Annotated in this window: 11 protein-coding genes; all 11 read left to right on the top strand. The window is 68.8% G+C overall.

Annotated features, from left to right (window positions below):
- The first annotated feature begins 4 nt into the window (after window positions 1–4).
- Window positions 5–7,978, top strand: coding sequence for an amino acid adenylation domain-containing protein (locus ACIQNU_RS34700; protein ID WP_401373962.1), 7,974 nt, complete (start codon window positions 5–7; stop codon window positions 7,976–7,978).
- A 217-nt stretch (window positions 7,979–8,195) separates the two neighbouring features.
- On the top strand, window positions 8,196–9,149 hold the full coding sequence (locus tag ACIQNU_RS34695) for an ATP-binding cassette domain-containing protein (RefSeq protein ID WP_401373945.1): 954 nt from the start codon (window positions 8,196–8,198) through the stop codon (window positions 9,147–9,149).
- A complete protein-coding gene (locus tag ACIQNU_RS34690; protein WP_401373944.1) occupies window positions 9,146–10,696 on the top strand; it encodes a hypothetical protein in 1,551 nt (516 codons plus the stop codon). The genes ACIQNU_RS34695 and ACIQNU_RS34690 overlap by 4 nt, the downstream gene beginning before the upstream one ends.
- Window positions 10,693–11,469 (top strand): ABC transporter permease, encoded by a 777-nt coding sequence (locus tag ACIQNU_RS34685; protein ID WP_401373943.1) that lies wholly within the window; start codon window positions 10,693–10,695, stop codon window positions 11,467–11,469. The genes ACIQNU_RS34690 and ACIQNU_RS34685 overlap by 4 nt, the downstream gene beginning before the upstream one ends.
- A 108-nt stretch (window positions 11,470–11,577) precedes the next feature.
- On the top strand, window positions 11,578–12,000 hold the full coding sequence (locus ACIQNU_RS34680) for a hypothetical protein (RefSeq protein ID WP_401373942.1): 423 nt from the start codon (window positions 11,578–11,580) through the stop codon (window positions 11,998–12,000).
- Window positions 12,001–12,038: 38 nt separating this feature from the next.
- Window positions 12,039–12,371, top strand: coding sequence for a hypothetical protein (locus ACIQNU_RS34675; protein WP_401373941.1), 333 nt, complete (start codon window positions 12,039–12,041; stop codon window positions 12,369–12,371).
- A gap of 63 nt (window positions 12,372–12,434) precedes the next feature.
- Window positions 12,435–13,520 carry a pyridoxal-phosphate dependent enzyme gene (locus ACIQNU_RS34670; RefSeq protein WP_401373940.1) on the top strand — a complete coding sequence of 362 codons (1,086 nt, stop codon included), beginning with the start codon at window positions 12,435–12,437 and terminating at the stop codon, window positions 13,518–13,520.
- Between the two features lie 7 nt (window positions 13,521–13,527).
- Window positions 13,528–14,499, top strand: a complete 972-nt coding sequence (locus tag ACIQNU_RS34665; RefSeq protein ID WP_401373938.1) for an ornithine carbamoyltransferase — start codon at window positions 13,528–13,530, stop codon at window positions 14,497–14,499.
- Between the two features lie 107 nt (window positions 14,500–14,606).
- Window positions 14,607–16,190 carry an MBL fold metallo-hydrolase gene (locus tag ACIQNU_RS34660; RefSeq protein WP_401373937.1) on the top strand — a complete coding sequence of 528 codons (1,584 nt, stop codon included), beginning with the start codon at window positions 14,607–14,609 and terminating at the stop codon, window positions 16,188–16,190.
- A 42-nt stretch (window positions 16,191–16,232) separates the two neighbouring features.
- Window positions 16,233–17,246: a 4-hydroxyphenylpyruvate dioxygenase gene (hppD, locus tag ACIQNU_RS34655; RefSeq protein ID WP_401373936.1), complete on the top strand. Its 1,014-nt coding sequence runs from the start codon at window positions 16,233–16,235 to the stop codon at window positions 17,244–17,246.
- Window positions 17,243–19,696 carry an aminotransferase class I/II-fold pyridoxal phosphate-dependent enzyme gene (locus ACIQNU_RS34650; protein ID WP_401373935.1) on the top strand — a complete coding sequence of 818 codons (2,454 nt, stop codon included), beginning with the start codon at window positions 17,243–17,245 and terminating at the stop codon, window positions 19,694–19,696. Before hppD ends, ACIQNU_RS34650 begins: the two co-directional genes overlap by 4 nt.
- Window positions 19,697–19,772 lie beyond the last annotated feature (76 nt).

Here is a 19,772-nt window from a genome sequence, read left to right as displayed (position 1 = left end):
GCCGGTGGAGTCGGTGGAGTCGGTGGGTGCTGTGGTGTGGCTGGATGATGCGGGGACTCGTTCTGTGGTTGAGGGCATGTCGTCGGTTGCGCCGGAGGTGGCGCCGGAGGTGGCGCCGGAGGTGGCGGTGGCGGCTGATCGGTTGGCGTATGTGTTGTATACGTCGGGGTCGACGGGTCGGCCGAAGGGTGTGTTGGTGGGGCAGGGGAGTTTGGTGAGTTTTCTGGGTGGGATGGCGGTGCGTCCGGGGTTGGGTGGGGGTGATGTGTTGTTGGCGGTGACGACGTGGGGGTTTGATATTGCGGGGTTGGAGTTGTGGTTGCCGTTGGTGGTGGGTGGTCGGGTTGTGGTTGCTGGGGATGGGGTGGTGGGTGATGCGGGTGTGTTGGCGGGTGAGTTGGTGCGGTGGGGTGTGACGGTGTTGCAGGCGACGCCGGTGACGTGGCAGATGTTGGTGGCTGATGGGTGGGTGGGGTTGCCTGGTCTGGTGGCGTTGTGTGGTGGTGAGGCGCTGCCGGGTGGGTTGGCGGGTGCGTTGGTGGAGCGGGTGGCGGGGGTGTGGAACATGTACGGGCCGACGGAGACCACGGTGTGGTCGGCGTGTGAGCGGTTGTCGGCGGACCGGGTGGCGGGGATCGGTTCACCTGTCGCCAATACGCGGGTGTATGTGCTGGACGGTCGGCTGGAGCCGGTGCCCGTCGGCGTGGCGGGTGAGTTGTTCATCGGCGGCGCTGGTGTGGCGCGGGGTTATCTGGGTCGTGCGGGTTTGTCGGCGGAGCGGTTTGTGGCGGATCCGTTCGCGGGGGATGGTTCGCGGATGTATCGGTCGGGGGACAGGGTGCGGTGGTTGGCGGATGGTCGGCTGGAGTTTTTGGGGCGTGGGGACGAGCAGTTGAAGGTGCGTGGTTTCCGTATCGAGCCGGGTGAGATCGAAGCCGCCTTGATCGGGCATCCGGCGGTCGGTTCCGCGGTGGTGGTGGGTCGTGGGGAGGGTGTGGAGCGTCGATTGGTGGCGTATCTGGTGCCGGCCGTCCAAGCCGATGGTGTTCCGTCGGTGGGTGTGCTGCGGGAGTGGTTGCGGGAGAGTCTGCCGGAGTACATGGTGCCGTCGCTGTTCGTGGAGCTGGCCGCGTTGCCGCTCACCCCGAACGGCAAGATCGATCGCAAGGCACTCCCCGAACCCGAGGGCACGGCCAGTGAGTTGGACGGCGTTTACGCTCCTCCGGGCACGGTCGCCGAGGAGTTGCTCGCGGGCATCTGGTCCCAGGTACTGGGAGCGGACCGTGTCGGCGCCACGGACAGCTTCTTCGATCTGGGCGGTCACTCCCTGCTCGCCACGCAGGTGATCTCCCGTATCCGGGAGGCGTTCGGGGTCGAGGTGGCGTTGTCGGCGCTCTTCGACCAGCCGACGGTTCGCGGTCTGGCGGCGGCAGTCGACGGCGCGGGACAGGCGCGGGCCCTGCCACCGGTCGGGGTGGCAGACCGCACTCAGCCGCTTCCGCTGTCGTTCGCGCAGCAACGCCTCTGGTTCCTGGATCAGTTGGAGCCGGGCTCGACGGAGTACAACATGTCGACGCGTCTGCGGCTGACCGGTGACGTGGACCTCGCGGCTCTGGGTGCCGCGCTGGACGCGATCGTCGCCCGGCATGAAGTGCTGCGGACTCGGCTGGTCGCGGGCGAGGACGGTGTGGCGTACCAGGTCATCGACCCGCCCACGCCCACGCCCCTTCCACTCCTCGACCTCTCCGGGAGTGTGAGCCCGCAGACCGCAGCGAACGACATCTTCGCCAAGGACACCCTGACGCCGTTCGACCTGGCGAACGGCCCCCTGATCCGCGCCACCTTGATCCGGCTGGGGGACGAGGAGCACGTACTCGCCCTGCTGATGCACCACGTGGTGTCCGACGAGTGGTCGGATCGCATCCTTCGACGCGAACTCCTCACTCTCTACGAGGCGTTCCGCGCGGGTGAACCGGATCCGTTGCCGCCGCTCGCGTTCCAGTACGCGGATGTCGTGGCCTGGCAGCGGCAGTGGCTGACCGGTGACGTGCTCGATGGTCAACTGGACTACTGGCGGCGCACGTTGGCGGGCGTTCCGACGCTTGAGCTGCCGACCGACCGGCCGCGGCCGGCGGTGCGTTCCACCGAGGGCGCGGTGTGCCGATTCACCGTTCCGGCCGGTACGGCACAGGCGCTGCGCGCGCTGTCCCGGGAACACGGCACGACGATGTTCATGACGCTCCTCGCGGCGTTCGACGTCCTCATGGCTCGCTACGCCGACACCGAGGATGTCGTGGTCGGCACGCCGGTGGCGAACCGGAACCGGGCTGAGGCCGAGGATCTGATCGGGTTCTTCGTCAACACGCTCGTGCTGCGCACCGACCTGTCCGGCGATCCCACGTTCGTCGAACTCCTCGGCCGTGTACGCGAGACCGCGCTCGGTGCCTACGCCCACCAGGACCTGCCGTTCGAGCAGGTGGTGGACGACCTCGTCATGGAGCGCGACCGCTCTCGTACCCCGCTCTTCCAGACGCTCTTCAGCTATGTGGCCGAGGAGCCCGCCGGATCCGCCGCGCGCCGCACGCGGGCGGGATCCGACGGTGCACCGGCCGCGCTTCCGGCCCCGGAGTCCGTCGGCCCGGGGGTCGTACCGGAGTCGCTGCCGGTCAAGTTCGACCTGATGGTCACCTTGGGCGAAGGCGAGGACGACGGCTCCCTTGCCGGAGAGATCCAGTACAGCACCGCACTCTTCGACGCCACGACCGTGGAGCGGATGACCGGGCACCTGGTCACACTCCTGGCGGCCGTCACCTCCGACGACGACCACGAGGCGGACCGGCGCATCGGTGATCTGCCCCTGCTGACCGAGGCCGAGCGCGACCAGCTCCTGCACGAGTGGACCGACAACGCGGCGCCCCTGCCCCCGGTGAGCGGCATGCACGAGCTGATCGCCGAGCGGGCACTCGCGACGCCGGACGCGGTGGCTGTCGTATCGGGTGAAGAGACCGTCACCTACGGCGAGTTGATGGCACGCGCCAACCGCCTCTCCCACCATCTGCGCGACGTGGGAGTGGGAGCCGAGTTCACCGTGGCCCTCTGCCTGGAGCGCGGCCCGGACATGGTCGCCGCGGTCCTCGCGGTCTGGCAGGCGGGGGCGGCCTACGTGCCGCTCGACCCGGGCTACCCGGCGGACCGCCTCGATTTCATGCTCGCGGACAGTGGCGCCACCGTCCTGGTCGGTCACCGTCGAGTCGCGGCCGACCTGGCCACCGGAGGAGCGCTGGACACGGTGGTGTGGTGGGACGACCCCGCGACCCGCGCGGCTCTCGCGACACTGCCGGCCACGTCGCCCGGCATACCGGTCCATCCCCAGCAGCTCGCGTATGTCATCTACACCTCGGGCTCCACCGGCCGCCCGAAGGGCGTGCAGATCACCCACCGTGGTGTCGTGAACCGTGTGTCGTGGATGCAGGACCAGCACGATCTCACTGCGGCGGACCGCGTGCTCCACAAGACACCTCTCACGTTCGACGCCTCGGTGTGGGAGCTGCTCTGGCCCCTGTCGAACGGCGCCGAACTCGTCCTCGCCGCCCCCGGACGACAGGGTGACCTGGACTACCTGGTGGAACTCCTCGAAGCCCGGCGGATCACGGTGGTGCAATTCGTACCGTCGCTGTTCAAGCTGTTCGTCTCCCACACATGGCCGTCTTCCCTAGCCGGGCTGCGTGCGGTGTTCTGCGGAGGTGAGGCGCTGGCAGCGGCCGACGTGGCCCGCTTCTACGCGAAGAACTCCACGGCGATCGTGGCGAACCTGTACGGCCCGACCGAGAACACCATCGACGCGGCGAGCACGGTGTGTGCCCGTACGAGCGGCACGAGCGATACGGGTGGTATGGCGGACTGGTCGCCCGGCGGCCTCGTGCCGATCGGCCTGCCGCTGACGAACGTACGGCTGATGGTCCTGGACGAGCGCCTGAACCCCGTGCCCGTCGGCATCGCGGGCGAGCTGTACATCGCGGGCGCGAGCCTCGCCCGAGCCTATGGGGACCGGCCCGCGCTGACCGCGGAGCGGTTCGTGGCCGATCCGTTCGCGGGTGACGGCTCCCGGGCCTACCGGTCGGGCGACCAGGTGCGCTGGCGTGCCGACGGCCGCCTCGAATTCCTCGGCCGTATCGACCAGCAGGTGAAGGTGCACGGCTTCCGTATCGAACCGGGAGAGATCGAGGAGGTGCTTGCCGGCCATCCCCGTGTGCGCTCCGCGGTCGTGACCGCCTGGGGCGAGGGCGAGGACCGCCGGCTGGCGGCCTACCTGGTGCCCGCCGACCTGGCCGAGGGACTTCCGGCGGACGCCGAGCTGCGCGAGCACCTGCGGCGCAGTGTCCCCGAGTTCATGGTCCCGTCGGTCTTCGTCGAGCTGGCCGACCTGCCGTTGGCCCCCAACGGCAAACTGGACCGGGCCGCACTCCCGGAGCCGGAGATCGGCCGCCCCGAGGCGGACACCTTCGTGGCACCCTCCGGCGCCGTGGAAGAACTGCTCGTAGGAATCTGGAACCGCGTCCTGGGCATCGACCGGGTCGGAGCCGAGGACAACTTCTTCGAGCTGGGCGGGCATTCACTCCTCGCCACCCAGGTGATCTCCCGGATACGGAACGTCCTGGGCGCCGAGGTCCCGCTGTCGGCGCTCTTCGACCACCCGACGGTGCGTGGCCTGGCCGCGACGATCGCCGGGTCGGCAGAGCGGCCCGACCTCCAGCCGGTGACACCCGTCGACCGGGACCAGGTACTGCCACTGTCGTTCGCACAGCAACGGCTGTGGTTCCTGGACCGGCTGGAGCCCGGATCGCTGGAGTACAACCTGCCGATGCGGGTGCGGATGGGCAGCGACCTCGACATTTCCGCACTCCAAGCGGCCCTCACCGCGATCGTGGCACGGCACGAGGTGCTGCGGACGCGTCTGGTCGCGGGCGCGGACGGTGTGCCGCACCAGGTGATAGCCCCGCCGGCGGCCTTCGCGCTGCCGATGATCGACGTGTCGGCCGAGGGCGCCCCCCTGCTTGCGGCCGAGAAGCTTGTCACGGCGGACGAGGCGACGCCGTTCGACCTCTCCGACGGCTCGCTGATTCGCGCCACACTGATCCGGGTGGCGGCCCACGAACACGTCCTCGCGCTGTCGATGCACCATGTGGTCTCCGACGAGTGGTCGACACGTATCTTCCAGCGCGAACTGATGTATCTGTACGACGTGCTGCGCGAGGGCGGCGTACCGTCGCTCCCGCCCCTGCCCGTCCAGTACGCGGACTTCGCGGTCTGGCAGCGACAGCGGCTCACCGGCGATGTGCTCGACGCGCAACGTGCCTACTGGCGGGAGCAGTTGACCGGAGCGCCGACGCTTGAGCTGCCCACCGACCGGCCGCGCCCGGCGATGTGGTCACCGGTCGGCGCGACGACGCGGTTCGAGGTCCCGGAACCGACGATGGCCGTGCTGCGGGCGCTGTCCCGCGAACACGGCACGACGATGTTCATGACGCTGCTGGCCGCGTTCAACGTGTTGCTGGGCCGGTACGCGGGGTCGGACGACGTGGTGGTGGGCACACCGGTCGCGAACCGGAACCGCGCCGAGACCGAGGATCTGATCGGGTTCTTCGTCAACACGCTCGTGCTCCGCACCGACCTGTCCTGCGACCCCTCCTTCGCCGAACTGCTGGGCCGCGTACGGAAGGTGGCTCTGGGCGCCTACGCACACCAGGATCTGCCGTTCGAGCAGTTGGTGGACGAACTCGTCACGGAGCGGGACCGGTCGCGCAGCCCGCTCTTCCAGGTGCTGTTCAACTACTTCACCGAGGACGGCCGGTCCACCGGTGATCGCGCCGACGGCGACACCATCGACCCCGAGTCGTCCATGGACGACGCCGGAACCAGCATGACCAACCGGTTCGACCTGCGCCTCGTGCTGACGGACGGCGGGGGTGCGCTGTCCGGAGCGATCGAGTACAGCACCGCGCTGTTCGACGCGAGCACGGTCGAGCGGATGGCGGGACATCTCGTCGCACTCCTCGACACCCTGACCACGGACGCGAGCCGACGCCTCGCTGAGCTGCCGGTTCTGACTCAGGTCGAGCACCAGCGGCTCGTACATGAGTGGAATGCGACGGTTGAGCCGTTGCCGGTGGTGGGTGGTGTGCATGAGCTGATTGCTCAACGTGCAGCCTCTGCGCCCAGCGCGGTGGCCGTGGTCTGCGGCGAAGTGTCCCTCGAATATGGGGAGTTGATGGGTCGGGCGAATCGTCTGGCGCATTATCTGCGGGGTGTGGGGGTGGGCGCGGAGTCGGTGGTGGCGCTGTGTCTGCCGCGTGGGGTCGACATGGTCGTGGCGATGCTGGGGGTGTGGCAGGCGGGTGGCGCGTATCTGCCCCTGGATCCCGAGTATCCGGTGGAGCGGCTGGGCTTCATGCTGCGGGACAGTCGGGCGACTGTGTTGGTGGGTACGGAGGAGTTGGTGGATGAGCTGCCGGTGGGGCGGCTTCGGACGGTGGTGGTGGACGCTCCGGGTGTGGTGGCCGCGCTGGCGGAATTGCCCTCGACGGCGCCCGACATCGTGTCGGCGACTGCTGATCAGTTGGCGTATGTGATTTATACGTCGGGTTCGACGGGTCGGCCGAAGGGTGTGCAGGTCGCGCACCGTGGAGTCGTGAACCTGGCGTTGGCGCAGGCACGGACGTTTGGTGTCGGTGCGGGTGATGGCGTGCTCCAGTTCGCGCCGTTCGGTTTCGATGCCGCGGTGTCCGAAGTCGCTGTGACGTTGGTGGCGGGTGGCCGGCTGGTGGTGGCGACGGCGGAGGAGCGGGCCGAGCCCCGCGTCCTGGCCGCGTTGGTGCGGGAGCGGGAGGTACGGGTGGCGACACTGCCGCCGTCGCTCCTCGCCGTTCTGGAACCGGCGGACCTGGAAGGTCTGCGGACGTTGGTGACGGCGGGGGAGCGGCTGGAGGAGGCGGCTGCTTCCGTATGGCGTGAGGGTTATCGGCTGCTCAACGCGTACGGCCCGACCGAGATCACGGTGTGCGCGAGCATCGCCGTCCTCGATCCGGAGGGTCAGGGTGTGCCGTCGATCGGTACGCCGATGGCCAACACCCGCGTCTACGTACTCGACAAGCAGTTGCGCCCCGTCCCGGTGGGTGTGGTGGGTGAGTTGTACATCGCCGGTACGGGCGTCGCTCGTGGATACCTCGGCCGTCCTGAACTGACCGCGGAGCGGTTCACGGCCGACCCGTTCGTGGCGGACGGTACGCGGATGTATCGGTCGGGTGATGAGGTGAGGTGGCTGCCGGATGGTCGGCTGGAGTTCGTGGGTCGCGCCGACGACCAGGTCAAGATCCGTGGGTTCCGCGTCGAGCTGGGCGAGGTCGAGTCGGTGTTGGGTGGTCATCCTGGGGTGCGGTCGGTCGTGGTGACGGTGGGGGATGTGGAGGGGGATCGGAGGTTGGTGGCGCATGTGGTTCCGGTGGATCAGGAAGAGGGGATCCCGGGGGTCGGTGAGTTGCGGGCCTTCGTCAGTGATCGGTTGCCGGGGTTCATGGTGCCGTCGGTGTTCGTGGAGCTGGCCGCGTTGCCCCTCACCCCGAACGGCAAGATCGACCGCGCCGCACTCCGGGCATTCGACGGTGGGACGCGGGCCGGAACGGGGCGGAGCCATGTGGCGCCGCGTACCGAGACGGAGCGTGTCCTCGCGGAGATGTGGGCCGAGCTGCTGGGCGTGGAACGTGTCGGCGTCGACGACAACTTCTTCGACCTGGGCGGACATTCGCTGCTCGCCACCCAGGTGGTCTCACGCATCAGGACGGTGTTCGCGGTCGATCTGCCGCTCGCCTCCGTCTTCGACCGCCCCACGGTCGCGGAGATCGCCACGATCGTCGGAAACGGCAGGAACGCCGAGAACGCCGACGCCACGGAGTACGAGGAGTACGAGGAGTTCGACCTCTGAGCCCTGAGCCCTGAGCCCTGAGCCCTGGCGTGTGGACCACGCCGGCGACCACTCCGGCCCGATCCGCGCGGCAGATCCGGTGCCTCATCCTCAGGTAGGAGACCGCCCCTCCCTCGTACGGGGGAGGGGCGGTCTGCCGCATCCCTCACGCGAGCCGCCCGGAACTTAGCTCCTGGCCGTGACGACCCGTACCCCTCCCTTTCCCTAGCCTTCTCGCATGGAGAAGACGATCGATGGATCGCAAGCGGTGATCGAGGTCAGGGACGTCCACAAGCGCTTCGGCAGCACCCAGGCGCTGGACGGGATGTCGTTCTCCGTCAGACCGGGACAGATCACCGGCTTCGTCGGCCCGAACGGCGCCGGCAAGTCCACGACGATGCGTGTCATCCTCGGCCTGGACAAGCCGGACAAGGGGAGCGCGCTGGTCGGCGGGCGCCCGTACCAGTCGTTGCGCACGCCGCTCAAGCACGTCGGCGCGCTGCTCGACGCGGCTGCCGTGCAGCCGAGCCGGATCGCCCGCCATCACCTGCTGTGGCTGGCCCACTCGCAGGGGCTGGGCACCGCCGCGGTCGACGAGGTGATCCGCAGGGTCGGCCTCCAGGACGTGGCGGGCCGCAAGGCGGGCGGCTTCTCCCTGGGGATGCGGCAGCGGCTGGGTATCGCAGCCGCGCTGCTCGGCGACCCGCCGATGCTCATGCTGGACGAGCCGTTCAACGGTCTGGACCCCGAAGGCTTCATGTGGATGCGGGGCTTCCTCGCGTCGCTCGCCGAACAGGGTCGCGCCGTGCTGGTGTCCAGTCACCTGATGAGTGAACTTCAGGACTCCGCCGATCATGTGATCGTCGTCGGGCGCGGCAAGGTCCTCGCCGACGTGAGCGTCAGCGAACTGCTCGCCTCGGTGTCCCAGGGGCGCGTCACCCTGCGTACCTCGGCGCGTACGAGGGCGATGGAGGTGCTCGCGCGGGCCGGTGCCACGGTCAGTTCCACGGGCGGCGACACGATCAGCGTCACCGACCTGGCGGCCGAGGCCGTCGTGTCCGTGCTCGGCGCGAACGCGGTGCCGTTCTCCGAAGTGTCCTCGCATCGCGCGTCCCTGGAAGAGGCGTACATGGAACTCACCCGGGACTCCGTGCAGTACCGCGGGGTCGTCAGCGAGGAGGCCGGACGATGACCACCACGCTCTCGCCGCCACCCGCCACCGACCGGCCGGAGCGCGGCGGCTTCGGACGCGTGCTGCACGCCGAGTGGACCAAGTTCCGGACCGTGCGCGGCTGGGTGCTCAGCACGGTCGGCGCCCTCGTGGTGATCTGCCTCGTCGGCCTGCTCGCCACGGCCGCGAGCAACGAGGGGGGCCGCGACGCGTCGAAGCTGCCCGTCGGTCCGTCCGGTGAAGCGGTCAACGACGCCTTCTACTTCATGCATCAGCCGCTGAAGGGCGACGGCAGTATCACGGTGTCCGTGTCCTCGCTGACCGGTCAGGTCGCGTCGACGCCCACGGAGAACAAGCCCGGCCTCGCGCCCTGGGCCAAGGCCGGAATCATCGTGAAGGACTCCCTGGATCCGGGGTCGTCGTACGCGGCGATGATGGTCACAGGCGCCCACGGCGTGCGGATGCAGTACGACTACACGCACGACACGGCGGGACTGCCCGGCGCGGTGTCGGCGCAGGCACCGCGCTGGCTCCGGCTGGAGCGCTCAGGCGACACCCTCACCGGCTACCAGTCGGCGGACGGCAGCAAGTGGGACGAAGTGGGCACCGCCCGCCTCTCCGGGCTCTCCGAGGCGCCGCAGGTCGGGCTGTTCGTGGCCTCGCCGTCGGCCACGGAGGAGACCGGTACGGGAACGGGGTTCAACCCCGCCGTCGCGACCGGCACGTTCAGCGATCCCACCCTGAGCGGTGGCTGGAGCGGCGGCGCGTGGCAGGACCAGCAGGTCAGCGACGGCGCGGGGACGAACGGCAGCTACAGCCAGTCGACGAAGGGCCAAGTGACCCCGTCCGGTACGGGCTTCAGCATCACCGGGGCCGGCGACATCGCACCGGTGGTCGGCGGACCGGCCGCCAGCGGTGTGCGGATCGTCTCGAACTTCCTCGTCGGCGCGTTCGCCGGACTGATCATGATGGTCGTCGTGGCCGCGGGCTACATGACCGTCGAGTACCGGCGAGGGTTGATCGGCGTCACCTTCGCGGCCAGTCCGCGCAGGGGCCGCGTACTGGTGACGAAGGCCCTCGTGGTGGGCTGTGCGGCCTTCCTCGTCGGCACGATCGCCGCCGCGATCATGGTGCCCTTCGGCGGAGCACGGTCACTCGCGAACGGCTTTCCCGTCCTGACGGTGCCGTCGGCGACCGAGCTGCGGGTCGTCGTGGGAACGGGCCTGCTGCTGGCGGCGGCGAGCGTGTTCGCCCTGGGGGTCGGTGCGATCCTGCGGCGCAGCGCCGTGACCATCACCGTCGTGGTCGTCGGCATGGTGCTGCCCTATCTGCTCGCCACCGCGTCCGTCCTGCCCGACGCGGCCTCGGACTGGCTGCTGAAGGTCACACCGGCCGCCGGGTTCGCCATCCAGCAGTCCGTCAGCCACTACGACCAGGTCGTCACCGTCTACACGCCGGCGAACGGCTACTTCCCGCTGGCGCCATGGGCGGGCTTCGCCGTCCTGTGCGCATACGCCGCGGTCGCCTTCGCGAGCGCCCTGGTCCTGATCCGCCGGAGGGACGTATGAGGTACGCGGGACGCGCCGAGTGGACGAAGCTGCGGACGGACTCCAGCAACGGCTGGCTGCTGCTCGGCACCATGGCCCTGACCCTGGCGGTCGGCGCCGCGGTGGCCATGACCGCCCGGTGTGACGCCATGGGCTGCGGGGAGGACGCCACGAAGCTGAGCCTCACCGGTGTCATGGTCGGTCAGGTCGTCGTCGCGATCGTCGCGGTGCTGATGGTCGGCAACGAGTACAGCACCGGCATGATGCAGACCACGGTCGCCGCGGTACCGCGCAGGCTGACCGTCCTCTTCTCGAAGGCGGCCGTCCTCAGCGCGGTGATGGTGGTGGCGGGTGGAATCGGTGTCGTCGGATCCCTGCTGATCGGCGGGATGGTGACGCCGGGCCGGGGCTTCACCGAGGCACACGGGTACGAGGCGATGTCGCTGGCCGACTCGGAGACGCTGCGCGCGGCCGTGGGCTCCGTCCTCTACCTCGCCCTGATCGGGCTGCTCAGCCTCGGCGTCGCACTGATCGTGCGGAACTCGGCGACGGCGATCGGGATCGTGCTGGGACTGCTCTTCTTCTTCCCGATCCTCACCCAGGTGATCACGGACCCGGACTGGCAGCGGCTGCTCCAGCAGATCGCGCCCATGACGGCGGGCCTCTCCGTCCAGACGACGATCGGCGTCGACAAGCTGCCGATCGGCCCCTGGGAAGGTCTCGGCGTGGTGGCCCTGTGGGCCGCCGGCGCGCTGGCGGTCGGCGGCGCGATGCTGCGCTCGCGAGACGTATAAACGACACAGACTACCCGCTAATCCCCCGGGCGGGTAAGGCGGTCTCGTGTTCAACTGCGTGAAGGCGCCGGTTGAACACGAGGCCGCCATTTCTCTGTGTTTGGACTTATGGATGAGCAGGGACGGTTGTCGTACGCTGAGGGCGCGCCTCGCCACGCACTATTGCGTTTCATCGCATTCGGAAGGACCGTCCCGAGCGGTTCCTTCAGTGCTGCGTGGGGCACGTCCGCTGTCGGCCTGCTTTCGGAGGTTCGGGTGAGGAAGTACTGCAAGTCGTACCCACTGGGTGAATTGCGTGGCTTTCCCGGCTGGTCGGCCGGAGCGCATTCCGAGGAGCGCGATCTTGCCGATGAGACCACGGTGTTCCTCTGTGATGAATTCACGGTCATGCTCAGTCCTGTCGGCGTCGACAAGGACAAGCGGCTCTTCACCGATGTCACTCCGGAGTGGCGTGAGTTCTGCGAGACCACGCTGAAATTCAGCATTCCTGACGACCTGGCATTCGCCTATGTGGAGTCCGAGCAGTCCTGAGCCGGCCGCCGGCCGTTTTTCGATCGGAGAGATGAATCATGGATGAACTGACCGAGCGCCTGAGTGTGGAACAGAGTGTGGAGGTCGGCGGACCCGAGCCCACGCTGGAGGAACTGCATACGCGGCTGACGGACATCGGGACCGTCTTCGTGAAGTTCACGGAGACCCGGGGCGGCACTGACCTGGGCATACGCCTGGATCGGGAGGCTTCGGACCTCAGCGGCGCCGACTTCGAGGCAGGCACCGGCACCGTCCATGTCGAGGGCACGCTGACGCTCAATGACGATCCGGTGCGTTGTATCGCCGATATCGATCTGGCCACCCTGAAGGGGACCGGTCGACTGGCGCTTGTAGAAATGACCGACGCCTGACGGCTTTTCATCCGGTGCTTCAGGGGCCGTGAGCCGACCCGCCACGCTACTCAAGAATATCGGATGTTGCTGATGACGAGGGCTGTGAGATCTGCGGACCCGGTGCGCTCTCCTGTCGGGAACAATCCGGTCGAGAACACTCCGGTCAGGAAAACTCCCGTCGAGAACACCCCGGTCGGGAACACTCCGATCGTGGATGTTTCCCTTGAGGTGCACGGGACCCTGCGGCGGCTGCGACTCAAGCTGGAATCCAAGAATCCTTTCGGTTCGCTCAAGGACCGCATATCCGCCGCTTTGATCGACCAGGTGGCCGACCGTATCGACAAGGAAATCGGCGTCATCGAGTCGACTTCGGGGAATCTTGGTGTCGCCATGGCGGCCGAATGTGCGGCGCGGGGGATACCCTTCACCGCCGTTGTCGATCCGCGGACCAGTGTCTTCTTCGTCGACCGGATGCGTGGCTTCGGGGCGCGGGTGCGGGTGATTGATGAACCGGATGCCACCGGCGGATATCTACTGAATCGCATCCGATACGTCAGGGAACAGCTGAAGATTCGACCCGGCCTGGTGTGGACGAATCAGTACCGGAGCGAGGCGAACCCGAACGCCCACTTCGAGAGCACGGCGCCCGAACTCCTGCGCGAGGTGCCCGGCCCGGCGACGGTGCTGGTCCCCGTCTCCACGGGCGGCACGCTCGCCGGCCTGACCCGGTTTGTTGCCGCGAGCGACGCGGAGTGGCGCCTCATCGGTGTCGACGTCCACGGCTCGGCGGCGCTCGGCCGCACGTCCGGGCGGCGGCTGCTGTCCGGGATAGGAGCGAGCTGTCCGTCGAGTTTCCTGGACCCTGCCACCGCATCCGCGCAGTACGTCGATGTCGCCGAGGCCGTATCGGCCTGTCTGTGGCTGTCCGAGGAAGCCGGCATCGGTGTCGGAGGCAGCTCCGGGGCGACCGTGGCCGCCGCGCTGCGGATGTTCCGGCAGGACCCGGCGGCCGAGGAGTTCGTATGCCTCTGCCCCGACGGGGCCGACCGCTACCGGACGACGATCTACCACGCCGACTGGCGGGCCGCGCAGGGGATCACCACCGCCGGGATGGGCGGCGCCGTCGCATACCGCGGCCAGAGCGAAAGCGGAGAACGATGTCCATAGGAGAGCGATGTCCATAGAGGCGCGCGGGCTGCTGACGCTGTCCGAACTGACCAGGGAGGACCTGGAGGGCCTCATGGCCAGGTCCCGAGAGCTTTTCCACGACCGGAAGGCGCATGACAGGCCGCTGCGCGACAAGGTGGTCGGGGTGCTGTTCGCCAAGACGTCGACGCGGACCCGGACCGCTTTCACCAGCGGCGTCGTGCGGCTCGGCGGATTTCCCGTCACCTACGGACCCCACGATCTCCAGACGGTGACGGGCGAATCGCTCAAGGACACCGGCCGCATCTTCGGCTCCATGCTGGACGCGCTCGTCGCGAGGACGTCCGGTCCGCTCGCGGACCTGCGGGAAATGGCCGGCGCAGGGCGGCTCCCCGTCATCAACGCCATGGCCGCCGAGGAGCACCCCACCCAGGGCGTGTGCGACCTGGCGACGATGCTCATGGAATTCGGTTCGCTCGACGGCATCTCCGTCCTCTACGTCGGCGAGGGCAACAACACGGCGTCCGCCCTGGCCCACGGCGCCTCCCACCTCCCGCGCTGCCACCTCACCTTCGCCACCCCGCCCGGCTACGGACTGGACCCCCAGGTGCTGGACAGTGCCGCGAAGCGGGCCGCCGAGTCGGGCGGCAGCGTACGCGAGGTCCACGGCATGGACGATCTGCCGACAGATGTGGACGTCGTCTACACGACGCGCTGGCAGACGACGGGAACCGTCAAGGCGGACCCCGACTGGCGGGAGAAGTTCCGCCCCTTCCACATCGACGAGCAGCTTCTGCGGCGCTGGCCGGAAGCGAAGTTCATGCACGACCTGCCCGCGCACCGCGGCGAGGAGGTCTCCGGCGCGGTCCTCGACGGGCCGCGCTCGATCGCCTGGCAGCAGGCCGAGATGAAGCTGACCAGTGCCATGGCCGTACTGGAGTGGGTGGCCACCGGCAACACCGGCAACACCGGCAACCCGCCGCAGCCGAAGCGCAGTTGACGAACCGCCGCGGACGGCCGCCCTTCCGCATGGGCCTGGGCGTCTTCCGCGGCTGACCAACCAATCGATTGATTCTGGTCCGAATTCTTTGGAGGGCGGGGGCACCCATGTCTGACGAGCTGCTGTTTTTGCGACCCAAGGTCATAGTGGAACCACTGGTGGACCGGTTCTACGTCTGGCCGCACACACTGGCGCCCATTCAGGCCGCGATGAACCTGGCATTTCTTCAGGTGCCGCTCCTGGAGTCGTATCTCCAGTCTCCGAAGGTCCACGTGGCGGCCAGCAGCAATCCCGAACTGCGAGGCGGCTACTTCATCAACATCGCGGAGGAACGCGCCGACGAGGTGCGCGATCTGCTGACCACCATCAAGCGCGACCGGGCGGGCATGCTCCGATTCGCCGAGGCGATCGCCGAGGGCCAGGAACTGCTCCGCGCCCATGCCACCGGCTTCGACCTGACCCCGCTGTACCCGAAGCTGCCCCCGGAACTCGCCGGCCTGGTCGAGTTGGCGTACGACACCGACAACCAGGCGCAGATCCGCTTCATGGAGCCGCTCGCCTACCACAGCGACATCTACCAGGAGGAGCGCCAGTCGGTTCAGCTCTCCTTCGAGACCGGTGTGGAAAGGCCGTTCATCCTCAGTACCCCGCGACTCCCCTCACCCGATGTGCTGGAACTGGACATTCCGTTCCGTCATGCCGGGCTCGAAGAGCTTTTCAAGGCCCGGGTGCGGCCCACGACCCTCGCGAAACTCCGCGAAGCCCTCGAACTGGACGACGCCCAGACGCAGCACCTGTCCGGCATGCTGAGCGACCGGCCGAGCCTCGCGGAGGACCGGCACATCGACGCGGGCGGCCGTATCCGCTACTTCGGGCACGCGTGTCTGGTCCTCCAGACGCCCGATGCCGCCGTCGTGACCGACCCGTTCATCAGCGCCGACAACACCGCCGGCGACCGGTACACCCTTGACGACCTGCCCGACTACATTGACCTTGTACTGATCACGCACGGCCACCAGGACCACATCGTCCTGGAGACACTTCTCCAACTCCGGGGCCGCGTCGGCCGGATCGTCGTCCCCCGGGGCTCGCGCGGCAACCTCGCCGACCCGTCCATGGCGCTCATGCTCAAGCACCAGGGCTTCCCGGTCGTGGAGGTCGACGACTTCGACGAGGTGGAGTTCCCCGGCGGCAAGATCACCGCGACGCCGTTCCTCGGCGAGCACTGCGACCTCGACATCCGCGGCAAGTCCACCTACTGGGCGGAGTTCGCGGGCAAGAAGGTCTTCATCGGCGCGGACTCCTCGGGCATCGACCCGATGCTGTACCGCTACGTCAAGCGTCACCTGGGCACCGCGGACATCGCCTTCCTCGGCATGGAGTGCGACGGCGCCCCCCTCACCTGGCTCTACCAGGCGCTGCTCACCAAGCCGGTGACGAAGAAGATGAGCAACTCCCGCAAGCTGTCCGGCTCCAACGCCGCCCAGGCCGCCGACATCATGACCGAGCTGGGAGCCAAGGAGGCGTACGTCTACGCCATGGGCGAGGAGCCCTGGCTCGGGCACGTCATGGCGACGACCTACACCGAGGACACGTTCCAGATCAAGCAGATCGACGAGTTCATGACCTGGTGCAAGGACCGCGGCATCAAGGCAGGCCACCTGTACGGCCAGCAGGAATGGCGCTGGTAACCCGACCCCAGGCAACTCATCGACTCTTGAGGAGACAGCGTCATGACAGTGCAGGACATCGAACACGTCGAGTTGTACACGAGGGACGCGCCGACGGCCGTCGACTACTTCGTCTCGGGAATGGGTTTCACCCGCGTCGCCGACTCCGTGGAGTCCGACCGGAGTTCCATCCTGCTGCGCCAGGGGCAGACCCGGCTGATCGTGACCTCGGGCCCCGGCACCACCCGCTTCCTCGACCGGCACGGTGACGGTGTCGCCGACATCGCGTTCACCTGTGACGACGTGGCCGCGACCCACGACGCGGCGGTGGCCGCCGGCGCCCGCTCCCAGGGCGTCTCGCACGGCCACCCGGTCGTCTCGGGCTTCGGCGACGTCACCCACACCCTGCTGCCGAACACCGCGGCCGCACTGCCGCCGGGACGCCGATGGGTGAGCACACCGGAGCCGCGCGCCACGTCGCAGGGCCCGGTCCGGCTACTCGACCACATCGCGGTCTGCGTCGAAGGACACCGGCTCACGGAGTACGCCGACTTCTACGAGAGCGCCTTCGGGATGTCCCGGTACTCCTCCGAGTACGTCGCGGTCGGCGAGCAGGCGATGGACTCGATCGTCGTCCGCAGCGACTCCGGACGGGTCACCTTCACCCTCGTCGCCCCGGACCCGACGAAGGAACCCGGACAGCTCGACGCGTTCCTCGACAGGAACGGCGGCCCCGGCGCCCAGCACCTCGCCTTCCTCGTGGACGAGATCATCCCCGCCGTGCGGCACATGCGCGAGGGCGGCACCGAGTTCCTCAGCACACCCGACTCGTACTACGACGTGCTCGCCGAGCGGGTCACCGGCATGCGCGAGGAGGTCGCGGAGCTGAGGGCCGCCCAGGTACTCGCCGACCGGGACGAATGGGGCTATCTGCTCCAGCTGTTCAGCCGCTCGCCCTACGAGCGCAACACCCTCTTCTACGAGCTGATCCAGCGTCAGGGCTCACGCGGCTTCGGCAGCGCCAACATCCGGGCCCTGTACGAAGCGGTCGAGCGAGACCGGCTGGCCGCGGGGTGAACGGCGCGGCGGCGGACGGCGCCGCGCCGGTTCCGTACACCCTCGCCGACTACGCGACCCTGGCCCGCGCGGGCATGGACCCGGCCGTGTGGGACTTCTGCGCGGGCGGCGCGGGCGACGAACGGACGCTCGCGGCCAACGTGGAGGCGTACGACCGCGTGCGGTTCCGGCCGCGCGTGCTCACGGGGATGGGACAGCCGGACACCACGACCCGGATCCTGGGACGTTCCTGGGCAGCGCCCGTCGGTATCGCGCCCCTCTCCTACCACACCCTGGCGGACCCGGCGGGCGAGGTCGCCACGGCGGGGGCCGCAGGGCGGGCCGGGCTGCCGCTCGTCGTGAGCACCTTCGCCGGGCGGACCTTCGAAGACATCGCACGGGCCGCCACGGCGCCACTCTGGCTGCAGGTCTACTGCTTCCGGGACCGCGACACGACGCGGGCCCTCGTCCAACGTGCCGAGCGGGCCGGCTTCGAGGCCCTGGTCCTGACAGCGGACACGCCCCGGCTCGGCCGGCGGCTGCGTAACATGCGCAACGGCTTCCGGCTGCCGGAAGGCATCGTGCCCGCCAACCTCACCGGCGACGGTTTCGCCTCGCCCGCGGATCACGCGCTGGCCGAGTTCGACGCCGCCCTCGACTGGACGGTGATCGCATGGCTGCGCTCGATCAGCTCCCTGCCGGTGCTGGTCAAGGGCATCATGACGCCCGCCGACGCACGGCAGGCGGTCGCGTCGGGTGCCGCCGGCATCGTCGTGTCCAATCACGGAGGCCGCCAACTGGACGGAGTCCCCGCGACGCTCGACGTACTGCCGGAGATCGCGGACGCGCTCCAAGGGGCGTGCCCCGTACTCGTCGACGGGGGTGTGCGGCGCGGCTCGGACGTGCTGGCGGCGCTCGCGCTCGGCGCCGACGCGGTGCTCGTCGGACGGCCGGTGCTGCACGGTCTGGCGGTCGGGGGCGGAGCAGGCGTCGAGCGGGTCCTCGGCACCGTCGTAGAGGAACTGGCGGAGACGATGACGTTCACGGGCACGGCAGCCGTCGACCGGGCCGAGCCCCCGCTCGTGGGAGGGCCCGAGCCCGCCGGGCAGCTCCCGCAGCCACCGCCGAACCGGACGGCTGTCCCCGGCCTCCGCAAGGAGGAGCTGCACGGCAGCGTCCGCGACCCGGTCCTCGACACGATGAACTTCCTCAACGAAGTCACCCATCGCTACCCCGACGCGGTCTCGTTCGCACCCGGCCGCCCCTACGACGGATTCTTCGACACCGAGGACGTCTTCACCCATCTGCGCCGCTACCTGGACCACCTGGCGGCGGAAGGCGCCACCCCCGAGCAGGTCCGCTCCGCGATCTTCCAGTACGGCCCGACCGCCGGCCAGATCCGGGAGCTGGTCGCGGACTCGCTCCGCAAGGACGAGGGGATCGACGTGCCACCCGCGTCGGTGGTCGTGACCGTGGGCTGCCAGGAGGCGATGTTCCTCGCGGTACGGGCCCTCATCTCCGGCCCCGACGACGTGCTGCTCGTGTCCAGTCCGTGCTACGTGGGCATCACCGGCGCCGCACGGCTCCTCGACGTAGAGGTGTGTGCCGTCGAGGAGAGCGAGAAGGGATTCGACTGCGCGGACCTGGAAGCCGCACTCCTCGCGGAGCGGGCCGCCGGCAGACGTCCGCGCGCCTTCTACGTCATCCCCGACCACTCCAACCCCTCCGGTACGACCATGCCGTTGCCTGCCCGCAGGGAACTGCTCGACCTGGCGGAACGCCACGACATCCTGATCCTGGAGGACAGCCCGTACCGGATGGTCAGCCCCGGTGAGCAGCTTCCGACGCTCAAGTCCCTGGACCGCGCACGCAGGGTCGTGCACCTGGGTTCGTACTCCAAGACGCTCTTCCCCGGCACCCGGGTGGGCTTCGTCGTCGCGGACCAGCCCGTCACCGACGATGCGGGGAACACCGGACTGCTCGCGGACGAACTCGCCCGGATCAAGAGCATGCTGACGGTGAACACCTCACCGGTGAGCCAGGCGGTCACGGCCGGGATGCTGCTCTCCGTCGACGGCCGGACCTCGGAACTCAACACCCGCACGGCCGCGTACTACGGAGACGCCATGCGGGTCACTCTCCGGGAGCTGGAACGCTGCTTCCCCGAGGACGAACGCAGCGCGCTCGGCATCAGCTGGAACGAGCCCGGCGGAGGCTTCTTCCTCTCCGTCACGGTCCCGTTCCGCGCGGACAACGCCGCACTGGAACGGTCCGCCGAGGAGTTCGGCGTCATCTGGACGCCGATGTCCTACTTCTATCCGCGGGGCGGCGGCGAGACGAGCATGCGGCTGTCCGTCAGCTATCTGAGCCATGCGCAGATCGCGGACGGCGTCGAGCGGCTGGCGGGCTTCGTACGGAGTGCCCTCCGTACGGAGCACCTCGATACGGAGCCCCGAGTACTCAGCCCCTGATCCGACAACAACTCACCGAAGGGAAAGCGGTGTTTGCCGTGAAGGTTCTCATTCGCAGTAAGACCCGTATGTGGGG

It is taken from the genome of Streptomyces sp. NPDC091292 (assembly GCF_044757265.1).
GTDB lineage: Bacteria > Actinomycetota > Actinomycetes > Streptomycetales > Streptomycetaceae > Streptomyces.
Note: the sequence above shows the minus strand (reverse complement) of the source record. Positions and strands in the feature narration are given on the sequence as shown.

Coding starts and splice junctions, on each gene's coding strand:
- ACIQNU_RS34690 (WP_401373944.1), top strand. CDS start 9,146: ATGACCACCACGCTCTCGCCGCCACCCGCCACCGACCGGCCGGAGCGC.
- ACIQNU_RS34675 (WP_401373941.1), top strand. CDS start 12,039: ATGGATGAACTGACCGAGCGCCTGAGTGTGGAACAGAGTGTGGAGGTC.
- ACIQNU_RS34695 (WP_401373945.1), top strand. CDS start 8,196: ATGGAGAAGACGATCGATGGATCGCAAGCGGTGATCGAGGTCAGGGAC.
- ACIQNU_RS34680 (WP_401373942.1), top strand. CDS start 11,578: ATGGATGAGCAGGGACGGTTGTCGTACGCTGAGGGCGCGCCTCGCCAC.
- ACIQNU_RS34665 (WP_401373938.1), top strand. CDS start 13,528: ATGTCCATAGAGGCGCGCGGGCTGCTGACGCTGTCCGAACTGACCAGG.
- ACIQNU_RS34660 (WP_401373937.1), top strand. CDS start 14,607: ATGTCTGACGAGCTGCTGTTTTTGCGACCCAAGGTCATAGTGGAACCA.
- ACIQNU_RS34685 (WP_401373943.1), top strand. CDS start 10,693: ATGAGGTACGCGGGACGCGCCGAGTGGACGAAGCTGCGGACGGACTCC.
- hppD (WP_401373936.1), top strand. CDS start 16,233: ATGACAGTGCAGGACATCGAACACGTCGAGTTGTACACGAGGGACGCG.
- ACIQNU_RS34670 (WP_401373940.1), top strand. CDS start 12,435: ATGTTGCTGATGACGAGGGCTGTGAGATCTGCGGACCCGGTGCGCTCT.